General features: G+C 38.9%; 9 protein-coding genes. 6 read left to right on the top strand and 3 right to left on the bottom strand.

Annotated features, from left to right (window positions below; all coding sequences use genetic code 11):
* Nucleotides 1-513: 513 nt before the first annotated feature.
* From I2H52_RS06660 to leuS, 3 genes are all read right to left on the bottom strand, one after another.
* The gene (locus I2H52_RS06660; protein WP_195594816.1) at nt 514-930 is read right to left on the bottom strand and encodes a GNAT family N-acetyltransferase; all 417 of its coding nucleotides are present in this window, start codon (nt 928-930) and stop codon (nt 514-516) included.
* An 11-nt stretch (nt 931-941) separates the two neighbouring features.
* Nucleotides 942-1,637, bottom strand: a complete 696-nt coding sequence (locus I2H52_RS06665) for a GNAT family N-acetyltransferase (RefSeq protein WP_195594818.1) — start codon at nt 1,635-1,637, stop codon at nt 942-944.
* Nucleotides 1,638-1,832: 195 nt separating this feature from the next.
* Nucleotides 1,833-4,334, bottom strand: a complete 2,502-nt coding sequence (leuS, locus tag I2H52_RS06670; protein WP_070656868.1) for a leucine--tRNA ligase — start codon at nt 4,332-4,334, stop codon at nt 1,833-1,835.
* 147 nt (nt 4,335-4,481) lie between these two features.
* Here leuS and I2H52_RS06675 point away from each other — a divergent pair, with 147 nt between their 5' ends.
* The 6 genes from I2H52_RS06675 (at nt 4,482) to I2H52_RS06700 (ending at nt 12,112) form a co-directional block, all read left to right on the top strand.
* A complete protein-coding gene (locus I2H52_RS06675; protein ID WP_195594820.1) occupies nt 4,482-6,131 on the top strand; it encodes a sensor histidine kinase in 1,650 nt (549 codons plus the stop codon).
* The gene (locus tag I2H52_RS06680; RefSeq protein ID WP_021164622.1) at nt 6,124-6,894 is read left to right on the top strand and encodes a response regulator transcription factor; all 771 of its coding nucleotides are present in this window, start codon (nt 6,124-6,126) and stop codon (nt 6,892-6,894) included. Before I2H52_RS06675 ends, I2H52_RS06680 begins: the two co-directional genes overlap by 8 nt.
* Nucleotides 6,895-7,110: 216 nt before the next feature.
* Nucleotides 7,111-8,151 (top strand): ABC transporter substrate-binding protein, encoded by a 1,041-nt coding sequence (locus I2H52_RS06685; RefSeq protein WP_007520792.1) that lies wholly within the window; start codon nt 7,111-7,113, stop codon nt 8,149-8,151.
* Between the two features lie 162 nt (nt 8,152-8,313).
* Nucleotides 8,314-9,360 (top strand): ABC transporter substrate-binding protein, encoded by a 1,047-nt coding sequence (locus I2H52_RS06690; protein ID WP_007520793.1) that lies wholly within the window; start codon nt 8,314-8,316, stop codon nt 9,358-9,360.
* A 12-nt stretch (nt 9,361-9,372) separates the two neighbouring features.
* A complete protein-coding gene (locus I2H52_RS06695; RefSeq protein WP_061588605.1) occupies nt 9,373-10,464 on the top strand; it encodes an ABC transporter ATP-binding protein in 1,092 nt (363 codons plus the stop codon).
* Nucleotides 10,454-12,112: an ABC transporter permease gene (locus I2H52_RS06700; protein ID WP_007520796.1), complete on the top strand. Its 1,659-nt coding sequence runs from the start codon at nt 10,454-10,456 to the stop codon at nt 12,110-12,112. Before I2H52_RS06695 ends, I2H52_RS06700 begins: the two co-directional genes overlap by 11 nt.
* The last annotated feature ends 32 nt before the right edge of the window (nt 12,113-12,144 follow it).

The raw sequence follows: 12,144 nt of genomic DNA on the forward strand, positions 1-12,144 counted from the left end.
AAAAAGAAAAGTTTAGGATTTCATTAAATAAAGGGTACTCAATGAAAATCGAAATCAGACTAGGCAGATAGACGCAAGTATAACTATAGTTAGCTAAGTCGACTCTAACGAAGTATGGTGAGATTTTCGAAGAGTATTAGGAGGTCTTTATTTAATGGTTATATAATACAAGATGAATCTTAAAGCTAACTTAACTTTTTCTTTGATTTATCTTTTTTTAAAAAATTTTTTTCAAAATGGATTTTTCCTCCCCAAGTCATAAAAAAGCCACCTGATTGGGTGACTTCTTTAGGAGATTATGATGAAAAAGAAAAGTTTGGGATTTCATTAAATAAAGGGTACTCAATGAAAATCGAAATCACACCAGGCAGATAGACGCAAGCATAACTATAGTTAGCTAAGTCGACTCTAACGAAGATTGATGAGATTTTCGAAGAGTATTAGGAGGTCTTTATTTAATAACTATATAATACACAAGGAGACTTAAACTTTACTTAAGAAAAAATAAATTTTTTATCTTTTTCGATCCACCCAAATCATTCCTGTACAGTCATAAGTAGATAAGGTTTCAAATCCCAGAGATCGATAGAATCCCAAGGTTTTTTCTGTCTGTTCGGTCACTAGTTGGACTTGATAGGCATCTTTGAAGTCACCTAAAGCCTCTTTCATCAAGTCGCTACCAATCCCTTGGCGCTGATAGCTAGGCAAAACGATCAAATCCTGGACAAAAATCGATGAGAAACCATCTCCGACCAAACGGACCAAGCCCACCACGGCATCGCCATCAAGTGCCAGATAAATCGCTAAGGAGTGAGATAAGGCCTTCTCCAGCATCTGAGGTTGATGGGTATAATTTGTCCATCCAACTGCCTGATAGAGATGCAAAACATCCTCTAGCTTGACAATTTCTTGCCTTCTAATAGTCATCATCTCAATACCTCTCAGAATTCTCTCAAGCTCTTGTACTGCCGTCCATTTTTATCAAAATTTTCAGGAGCCAACCATGTTTCTAAACGAGCTTTGACTTGAGGCCAGTCCTTATCAATCATAGACAACCAATCCGTATCCCTCGTGCGCCCCTTATAAACAACTGCCTGGCGGAAGGTTCCTTCATAAACAAAGCCCAAACGCTCCGCAGCTCGTCTGGATGGGAGATTTAGAGCATCACATTTCCACTCGTAGCGACGATAGTTAAGCTCCTCAAAAACATACCGTGCCAGGAGATACTGGGCTTCTGTCCCTATCCTCGTACCCTTAAGAGCAGGAGAAAAAGTGACGGCACCCACTTCTATTACTCGGTTATTCTGGTCAATACGCATGAGAGAAAAAGTTCCCAAAGCCTTACCAGTTGCCTTGTCTATAATCGCATAGTAAAAACGGTCCTTACGAGCCAACATCTGATTTAAGATAGTAACCAGTTCCTCCATATCTGCCACTGGTTCCTGAAAAAGGTAGGTCCACATCTCACGAGGCGTATCAGGACCATAAACAGCTAGCAGATCCTCCGCATGCTTTTCCACCGAAAGAGTCTCTATCCGAGCGTAGCGCCCTTCTAAGAAATCAATGGAAGGCAATTCTCCTGGAGTATAACCTTCCATTAACTCACCAATCATCTGACCATATTCGTTTACTGGCATTGTTTTCTCCTTGATTCACTTTTCAAACTTTATAATTGCACATAGTATATCATACTTTCATGAAAAAATTCAAAAAATCCTCCAGAGCTGAACTCTGAAGGATTCATTTCTTATTTAATAACGATATTAACAAGTTTGGTTGGCGTCAATAGTCCAGTGGACTATTGAAGGTGGCAGATAGGGCTAATAAACTCGTTATTTAACAACGATATTAACGAGCTTGTTAGGTACCGCAATCACTTTCACGATTTCCTTACCGTCAATCTCTGCTTTGACTTTTTCATCCGCTAGAGCAATTTCTTGCAATTCTTCACGTGATAGGTCTTTAGCGACCATGAGTTTGGCACGGACTTTTCCTTTGATTTGGATGACGATTTCGATTTCGTCTTCAACCAATTTGCTTTCGTCCCAAGTTGGCCAAGCTACATAAGAGATGGACTCACCTGTTGCAGCAACAGTTTGCCAGAGTTCTTCTGCCAAGTGAGGTGCAAATGGGGCAATCAATTGGATAAAGCCTTTGGCGTAGTCCACATAGAGTTTGTCTTCCTTATTAGCAGCGTTGACAAAGACCATAAGTTGGGCAATGGCTGTGTTGAATTTCATGGATTCGATTTGCTCAGTAACAGATTTAACTGTTTCATTGTAGACCTTGTCAAGAGCGCCATTATTTTCCGCAGCGATTTCTTTACTTGTGATCAAACGGTAAACACGGTCAAGGAATTTACGGCTTCCTTCCAGACCTTCTTCTGACCAAGCGATGGAAGCGTCAAGTGGCCCCATGAACATTTCATAAACACGAAGGGTATCAGCACCATATTGTTCCACCACATCGTCTGGGTTGACAACGTTCTTGAGCGATTTAGACATCTTGGCTGGTGCTTGCTCCAACTCTTCTCCTGTTTCCACATGGAAGAAAGAACCGTCACGTTTTTCAACCTTATCAGTCGCTACAAGAGCTCCACGGTGGTCACGGTAGCTTGTTCCCAAAATCATTCCTTGGTTAAAGAGTTTTTGGAATGGCTCCTTAGTCGGAACAACACCGAGGTCATAGAGGAATTTATGCCAGAAACGAGCGTAAAGCAAGTGAAGTACAGCGTGCTCCGCACCACCCACGTAGATATCCACTGGCAACCATTGTTTGAGGAGATCCTCGTCGGCCAATTTTTCTGTGTTGTGTGGGTCGATATAGCGGAGATAGTACCAACTTGAACCTGCCCATTGTGGCATAGTGTTTGTTTCACGACGACCTTTGACACCATCTTCACGCGTCACTTCAAGCCAGTCGGTCAAGTTAGCCAATGGGCTTTCCCCAGTACCTGAAGGACGGATATCCTTGGTGACTGGCAAGACAAGTGGGAGTTCACTTTCAGGAACAGCTGTTGAAGTCCCATCTTCCCAATGAATGATTGGGATTGGCTCACCCCAGTAACGTTGACGGCTAAAGAGCCAGTCGCGGAGACGGTAGGTAACCTTCTCTTGTCCACAACCCTTCTCTTCCAACCAAGCCACAATTTTAGCAATAGCGTCTTCTTTGTTAAGGCCATCTAGGAAGTCTGAATTGACATGAAGACCATCTTCAGTATAGGCAGCTTCTTCAACGTTTCCACCTTCTAGCACTTCTACGATTGGTAGGCCAAATTGTTTGGCAAATTCCCAGTCACGTTGGTCATGGGCAGGAACAGCCATTACCGCACCTGTACCATAGCTAGCAAGAACATAGTCTGCAATCCAGATTGGGATTTCCTTGCCATTGACAGGATTGATGGCAAAAGCACCCGTCCAAACACCAGTTTTTTCCTTGGCAAGGTCGGTACGAGCCAAGTCAGACTTGAGACTAGCTTGGTGTTTGTAGTCTGCAACTGCATCAGCTTGCTCTGGACTTGTGATGGCATCTACTAGTTCATGCTCAGGAGCCAAGACTGTGAAGGTCGCACCGAAAAGAGTATCAGGACGAGTTGTAAAGACGGTGAATTCCTTGTCTGTTCCTTTTACTTTGAAGGTTACATTGGCACCAGTTGATTTCCCAATCCAGTTACGTTGCATATCCTTGATAGACTCTGGCCAATCCAACTCATCCAAGTCGTTAAGCAAGCGCTCTGCATAGGCCGTAATTTTGAGCATCCATTGGCGCATTGGTTTGCGGACAACGGGATAGCCACCACGCTCAGAAGTTCCATCAGGAAGCACTTCTTCGTTGGCAATGGCTGTTCCTAGTTCCTCAACCCAGTTTACTGGCACTTCCGCTTCATAGGCCAAGCCTTTTTCGTAAAGCTTGGTGAAAATCCACTGCGTCCATTTGTAGTAGTTTGGATCTGTTGTGTTGACTTCACGGTCCCAGTCGTAAGAGAATCCAAGCGCATTGATTTGACGTTTGAAGTTGGCAATGTTTTCTGCTGTAAATTCTGCCGGGTCATTCCCCGTATCCATAGCGTATTGCTCAGCTGGCAAACCAAAGGCATCCCAACCCATTGGGTGAAGGACATTGTAACCTTGGGCACGTTTGTAACGGCTAAGGATATCAGTCGCTGTATAACCTTCTGGGTGTCCTACGTGCAATCCAGCTCCTGAAGGATATGGGAACATATCGAGAGCATAAAACTTCGGTTTTGATGCATCTGTTCCTGTCTTAAATGTATGATGTTCTGCCCAGTAGCCCTGCCACTTAGGCTCAATTTCTTTATGATTGTAAAAACTCATGCTATTTCTCCAATTTTATGATGTTACTATTATACCATTTTTGGGGGAATTTGGTCTCGTTCTATTCTATACTTTTCTATTTTACCTTGCTCTAGAATTTTTATACTGCTATACTTATAACAGAAAACCCTTCCAAGGAGGTAGCAGATGTCTCATTCCTTTAAAAAATCTCTCCAAAAAGAAATCCTCCATAGAAGCTCTATCGCAGCCTTTGTGACCTCTCTTTTACTACTCATTTTACTTTTTGGTTTTTCCTATTTTTTACAAAAGCAACAACTCTCCAAAGACACGAGACAGATTGTCAAACAAGTTCAAGAGATGAAAGAAGCAAATAATGAGCTCCTGGCCACTATGAACTATAAAATGATTCCTGGATTTTTGGACGGCAAACACACAGAGCGAGAAGTCTTTAGCCTATTTTACGAGACAAAAGCTAAATTAAAACTTAGTTCTGACCTCATTATCCTAAGTGATACAGGTGAATTACTATTTAGTACCAACCGAAATCACCAAGAAAGTATTTTATCACCCTACTATCTAAAACTGCTTATTCAAAATCCTTCTCAAGATAAAGTTACAGAAAAAATTGCACTCTCTTCAGACAAGCAACACTACACACTCTTTATCAAACCACTACTTCAAAACCAACGAGTTAAAGCCTATACTATTGCTTTCGTAACTGAGAATGATTTCATCTCAAGTTTCCCAATGATAAATTCTAAATACATCATTACCGATAGCTTTGGAAATATGTTTTCCAACAATACAAATCAATTTACTCGTTCCACTCTTGAAAAATTTGATGAGAAACTCCTACACTCTCGCACCCACTGGTATGCGAACGAACCGCTTATTGTTCAAAAAGAAAAAGTCGGTGCTATTTTTTCAATCTATACTTTTCAATCCTTCTTTCCTATTCCTAGCTTACTCGGCCTAGCCTCCATTCTCACCTTATGTATATTCTTCCTCTACTTCTCGCAAGCAAGACGAATTGCTCATAAGATTGCTACACACAACGCTGTTCCTATTGAAAGTTTAGTTTACCAACTTCAAGAAATTCCCAAACAAGCAGAAAAAAGGCTTTATCTACAAACAGGTGATGAGTTTGAATTTATGGCCGAAAAAATTAATAATATGTTGTATGAATTAGATCAACTTCATCAGAAAATGTTGACCATCGAAAAAGAAAAGTGGATTTTTGAAAGAAAAATGCTGGAAGCTCAGTTCAATCCTCATTTTCTCTACAATACGCTTGAGACGATTAAAATCACTTCTTTAATGGATGCAAGTCTCACACAAGACCTAATCCAAAATCTCACGCGCATTCTTCGCTACAGTATCACCGATTTAGAAAAAGAAACAACCATTTGTCAAGATTTAAAGATTATAAAGGATTACCTTATTATTCATAAAATTCGTTTCGAGCACTTTTCCTATGATATTGTCTGCCCAGAAACTGTCGATAATCAGCCTATCCCTAAACTTTTCTTGCTTCCCTTAGTAGAAAATGCTATAAAATATGGGATGCAATACCGTATTGATCTTCATATTGATATCCAAATTACCTTGGAAGCAGATTCTCTGACTTTTTGGGTCAAGGACAATGCCGGAGGACTCACAAAACAAGAGCGAGTCGCTATTTTAGACTCTTTAGATAGCCCTCATACCCAGCATGGCATTGTTAACAGCTACAAACGATTGAGCAATTTCTTTCCTGATGTTCAGCTAGATTTAGGAGTCAATCGTCAAGGAGAAACTTGGGTCAAATTTGTAACGAAAGGACTAACTCATGTTTAAGCTCATTATCGTAGAAGATGAACACCTCATTCGAAAATGGCTAGAGATTGCCGTAGACTACTCTGCCTTAGGCATCCAAGTTGTAGGAACTGCCAGTCACGGTCAAGAGGGAATGAAACTCATCCAAGAAAAAGAACCTCATATTGTCTTAACAGACATCACAATGCCAATTATGGATGCTTTTATGATGTTCGAAGCCACTCGTACCCTTTCTTATGAAAAAGTTATCTTATCTGGTTATAACGATTTTCAAAATGCAAAAAAAGCCATGCAATATGGGGCAGTTGATTTCTTATCCAAACCAATTGACACAAAGGAATTGACAGAATGTCTTCAAAACATTGTTTTGCGATTACAAGTTAGCACCTATCAAGAAACTCCTTTTTTAGAAGAATATCAAACTTTACTCTCCTCTATCCAACAAGTTGATACACAAAATCAAATCATTCAGCAAATTATTTCCTTTGTCCACAACCACTATGCAGAACATTTTACTATTAGTAAGCTAGCAGAATCGCTGGGATATAGTGAAAGTTATCTATATAAGGTTATCAAAGAAGACTTCCCCATGACACTAAATGAATATATCTTACGCTACCGCCTCAAGCAAGCTATAGATAAAATGGCCGAGTCCCCCAATGCCCCCTTAAGCGATATCTCTGAACAAGTTGGATTTTCAGACTATAAATATTTTGCCAAAGTCTTTAAAAAGTATCTCCATATTTCTCCAAAAGAATTAAAATTAATGGATAAAAATCATTGATGTAAAAGGATTGCTTAACTTTATTGTAGCAATCTTTTTATTTTATACTTACCATCAAAATCCTATCCACAGTTCACGCATCCTTACTCTAGGAGCTTAATTCCTATTTTCTATTTTAGATTTCTTTAAGGTTTTTATTATATTCTGTAGGACTCTACAAATTATAAACGTTATAAAAGTTGTAGAGCAAAAACGTTCGTAAAAAAGGAGACTCTTATGAAAAAACTACTATTCTTTCTCTCTTGTGGTTGGATATTTCTTACTTTATCAGGATGTTCTTCAGCTATAGGAGCGGAAACTAGCACTGAAACAGATTCGAATAACACTTTGGTTGTATACTCGCCTAACCCTGAAGATCTTATCGAAGAAACAATCCCAGCCTTCGAAGAAAAATATGGCATCAAGGTTGACTTAGTCCAAGCTAGTACTGGTGAATTATTCAAGAAAGCAGAAGCTGAGAAAGAAGCTCCCGTAGCCGATGTCATTTTCGGAGGTTCCTACGCACTCTTCTCTTCTAACGAAAAACTCTTTGAGCCCTATATCTCCCAAGAAAACGACCAAATTATCCCTGAATATCAGAATAAAACAGGATTCTACACACCTTATACACTGGATGTCAGTGTTCTAATTGTCAATTCAGCTTTAACTAAAGATATTAAAATTGAAGGCTATAATGATTTACTTAATCCTAAATTAAAAGGAAAAATTGCTACTGCTGATCCAAGTAATTCTTCTAGTGCCTTTGCTCAATTAACAAACATGCTTGTAGATCAAGGTGGATACGAAAATGAACAAGCTTGGACCTATGTAAAAAATCTATTTACCCTAGTAGATGGAAAAATTGCATCTAGCTCTTCAAATGTTTATAAAGCTGTCGCCGATGGAGAAATGGCTGTAGGACTCACCTATGAAGATCCTGCCTTAAAACTCTTAAACGACGGAGTTGATGTAAAAGTTATTTATCCAAAAGAAGGTACTGTCTTTTTACCTGGTAACGCTGCTATCGTCAAAAACGCCAAACACATGGATAATGCTAAGAAATTTATCGATTACCTCCTTTCTCAAGAAATCCAAGATAAGCTAGGAACCGAAACTACAATCCGACCTATTCGTAAAAATGCTAAAACCAATAAAAATATGAAGGCTATGACAGAAATCAAGATCGCCACCGAAGATTCAGATTATATCATTAAAAACAAAGCCACTATTCTTAAAAAGTACAATGACATTTTTACAGATATCCAATCTAAAAAATAAAATTTGACTTTTCAATTATTAACTGTCGAACCCTACTATAAAATCAAAAAGATTACTTCCGTTTTTGTAGAGAATTTTACTCTAATAGAATAGAATTATTAGTTTTAAAAACGCTTACATTGTTTTAAAATAAACTTAAATAACATAACGGAGGTATCCATCATGAAAAAGAAATGGATGTATTATGCTGCTTGCGGACTAGCTCTTTTTGGTCTTGCTGCTTGTTCTTCTAATGAATCTGCCGATGACAGTTCATCTGATAAAGGAGACGGCGGTTCGCTAGTCGTTTATTCACCAAACTCAGAGGGCTTAATTGGAGCAACTATTCCTGCCTTTGAAGAAAAATATGGTATCAAAGTAGAACTGATTCAAGCTGGTACTGGAGAACTTTTCAAAAAACTAGAGTCAGAAAAAGAAGCTCCTGTCGCCGATGTCATCTTTGGTGGTTCTTATACACAATATGCTACCCACGGAGAACTCTTTGAAAACTATACTTCAAAAGAAAATGATAATGTTATCAAAGAATATCAAAACACAACTGGCTACTCTACTCCTTATACGCTAGATGGTAGTGTTTTAATCATCAACCCTGATTTAACTAAAGGCATGAACATTGAAGGATATAGTGACCTCCTCAAACCTGAACTAAAAGGAAAAATCGCAACTGCTGACCCAGCAAACTCTTCTAGCGCCTTTGCTCAATTAACAAATATGCTCCAAGCTCAAGGTGGCTACAAAGATGATAAAGCTTGGTCTTATGTAAAAGATCTCTTCACACTTATTGACGGTAAAATCGGTTCAAGCTCATCTGGTGTCTATAAAGCAGTAGCTGATGGAGAAATGGCTGTTGGTCTCTCTTATGAAGATCCAGCGGTTAAACTCTTAAATGATGGAGCTAACATCAAGGTAGTCTATCCAAAAGAAGGAACTGTTTTCTTACCAGCGAGTGCTGCTATCGTTAAAAAAGCTAAAAACATGGAAAATGCTAAGAAATTTATCGATTTTATTATCTCTCAAGAAGTACAAGATACCCTTGGTACAACCACTACTAACCGTCCTGTTCGTAAAAATGCTAAAACAAGCGAAAATATGAAACCAATTGACAAAATCAAAACACTCACTGAAGATTATGATTATGTTATCAAGAATAAATCAGATATCGTTAAGAAATACAACGAAGTCTTTACAGATATCCAGTCTAAACAGTAAAAGAGGTTCACTATGAGTGAGATCAAAATTATTAACGCCAAAAAAATCTACCACGATGTCCCTGTTATTGAGAATTTGAACATTACGATTCCAAAAGGGAGTCTCTTTACCCTTCTTGGACCTTCAGGGTGTGGGAAAACGACCCTTCTTCGCATGATTGCAGGTTTCAACAGTATCGAAGGCGGAGAATTTTACTTCGATGATACAAAAATCAATAATATGGAACCCAGCAAACGCAATATTGGAATGGTTTTCCAAAACTACGCTATTTTTCCACATTTGACTGTTCGAGATAATGTTGCTTTTGGTCTCAAGCAAAAGAAAGTTCCCAAAGAAGAATTGATCCAACAGACCAATAAGTATCTTGAACTCATGCAAATTGCTCAATATGCGGATCGAAAGCCAGATAAACTCAGTGGTGGACAACAACAACGTGTCGCCTTGGCACGCGCCTTAGCTGTTAATCCAAGTGTTCTCCTCATGGACGAGCCACTTAGTAATCTGGATGCCAAACTGCGCTTGGATATGCGTCAAGCCATTCGAGAAATTCAACACGAAGTGGGAATTACAACTGTTTATGTGACCCACGACCAAGAAGAAGCTATGGCTATTTCAGACCAAATTGCTGTTATGAAAGATGGGGTTATCCAACAAATCGGCCGACCAAAAGAACTCTATCATAAACCAGCTAATGAATTTGTTGCAACATTTATTGGTAGAACAAATATAATCCCTGCTCGTCTAGAAAAACAAGCTGACGGAGCTTACATAGTCTTTGAAGACGGCTATTCTCTTCGTATGCCAACTCTTGATCAAGTTGACGAGCAAAACATCCGTGTTAGCATTCGTCCTGAAGAATTTATCCGTGATGAAAATGGTCCAATCAATGGAACAATCACCGACAGTGTTTACCTTGGTCTTAACACTGAATACTTCATTGAAACTGGATTTGCTCCAAAACTTCAAGTAAGTGAAGAATCAACATTCGAAGAAGATTTAGAAAAAGGAGATTGTGTTCGTTTGAGAATCAATACTCAAAAACTCAATGTCTTCTCTGAAGACGGTTCGCGCAATCTCATAAAAGGAGTCAGCCATGGAACGTAAAAAACTAAATATTTGGACAGCCTCCTCTTTCTTCATCTTTCTTTCCTACCTTGTATTTCTCGTTTATCCTATCGTTACTGTTCTCAAGCAGGCACTCATACATGAAGGACAATTCTCACTAGCTAATTTTGTTACTTTCTTTAGTAAAGCATATTACTCTGAGACACTTGTCAACAGTTTCAAGGTTTCCATTACCGCTACTGTCACTTCCTTAGTTGTAGGAACCTTATTAGCTTATCTCTTCTCTATGTATGACTTCAAGGGGAAGAAATTTCTACAAATATTGATTATCATTGCTTCCATGTCAGCTCCTTTCGTGGGAGCCTACTCATGGATTCTCTTGCTGGGACGAAATGGGGTTATCACTAAATTTCTGACAAATTCCCTTCATCTTCCAGCTATCGATATTTATGGATTCAAAGGAATTGTACTTGTCTTTACACTGCAACTATTCCCACTGGTATTTCTATACGTTGCTGGGACAATGAAAAGTATTGACAATTCTCTACTTGAAGCCGCTGAAAGCATGGGGTCCTTCGGATTTAAACGTATCGTAACGGTTGTTTTACCTCTCCTAGTTCCAACCTTACTAGCTGCTGCCTTGCTTGTATTTATGAGAGCATTCTCAGACTTTGGAACGCCTATGTTGATTGGTGAAGGATATAGGACTTTCCCTGTCCTGATTTATACCCAATTTATTAGCGAGGTTGGAGGAAATTCTGCTTTTGCATCTGCTTTAGCAATTATGGCGATTATCATTGCCTTAGCAATTTTCCTTATCCAAAAATACATTTCAAATCGCTACAGTTTCAGCATGAATTCGCTCCATCCAATTGAACCTAAAAAAACTACAAAAGGAAAAATGGCTGCTATTTATGCAACAGTCTACGGAATTATCTTGTTCTCTGTTCTACCTCAAGTCTACTTGATTTATACTTCTTTCCTAAAAACATCTGGTATGGTATTTGTCAAAGGCTATTCTCTAAATAGTTACAAGATTGCCTTTAATCGTATGGGGTCTGCTATTTTTAATACGATTCGCATTCCTTTAATTGCTTTAATTCTTGTTGTTTTATTTGCAACAGTTATCTCCTACTTAGCTGTTAGAAAACGAAACTTGTTTACAAACTTAATTGATAGCCTTAGTATGGTACCTTATATTGTGCCAGGAACTGTCCTAGGTATTGCCTTCATTTCTTCATTCAATACTGGTCTTTTTGGAAGCGGATTTCTGATGATTACTGGAACAGCTTTTATATTGATTGTCTCCTTATCTGTACGAAGACTCCCTTATACGATTCGCTCATCTGTTGCTAGCTTACAACAAATAGCCCCAAGTATTGAAGAAGCCGCTGAAAGCTTAGGAAGTAGTCGTCTCAATACCTTTGCCAAGATTACAACTCCAATGATGCTATCTGGTATTATTTCTGGAGCCATCCTATCTTGGGTCACAATGATTTCAGAACTCTCTACTTCTATCCTCCTCTACAATGTCAAAACAAGAACAATGACTGTAGCTATTTATACAGAAGTTCTCAGAGGGAATTACGGTGTAGCGGCAGCCTTGTCAACTATCCTAACTGTTCTAACCGTGAGTTCATTACTCTTATTTATGAAAATCTCTAAAAGCAACAGCATTACACTTTAGTTTTCCCCATCAAAAACAGCCGAAAGGATTAC

The sequence above is a fragment of the Streptococcus oralis genome (assembly GCF_015561235.1).
Lineage (GTDB): Bacteria > Bacillota > Bacilli > Lactobacillales > Streptococcaceae > Streptococcus > Streptococcus oralis_BK.

Bases quoted from the DNA above. Each gene is read 5' to 3' on its own strand.
- leuS (WP_070656868.1), bottom strand. From the start codon at position 4,334: ATGAGTTTTTACAATCATAAAGAAATTGAGCCTAAGTGGCAGGGCTAC.
- I2H52_RS06660 (WP_195594816.1), bottom strand. From the start codon at position 930: ATGATGACTATTAGAAGGCAAGAAATTGTCAAGCTAGAGGATGTTTTG.
- I2H52_RS06675 (WP_195594820.1), top strand. From the start codon at position 4,482: ATGTCTCATTCCTTTAAAAAATCTCTCCAAAAAGAAATCCTCCATAGA.
- I2H52_RS06690 (WP_007520793.1), top strand. From the start codon at position 8,314: ATGAAAAAGAAATGGATGTATTATGCTGCTTGCGGACTAGCTCTTTTT.
- I2H52_RS06700 (WP_007520796.1), top strand. From the start codon at position 10,454: ATGGAACGTAAAAAACTAAATATTTGGACAGCCTCCTCTTTCTTCATC.
- I2H52_RS06680 (WP_021164622.1), top strand. From the start codon at position 6,124: ATGTTTAAGCTCATTATCGTAGAAGATGAACACCTCATTCGAAAATGG.
- I2H52_RS06685 (WP_007520792.1), top strand. From the start codon at position 7,111: ATGAAAAAACTACTATTCTTTCTCTCTTGTGGTTGGATATTTCTTACT.
- I2H52_RS06695 (WP_061588605.1), top strand. From the start codon at position 9,373: ATGAGTGAGATCAAAATTATTAACGCCAAAAAAATCTACCACGATGTC.
- I2H52_RS06665 (WP_195594818.1), bottom strand. From the start codon at position 1,637: ATGCCAGTAAACGAATATGGTCAGATGATTGGTGAGTTAATGGAAGGT.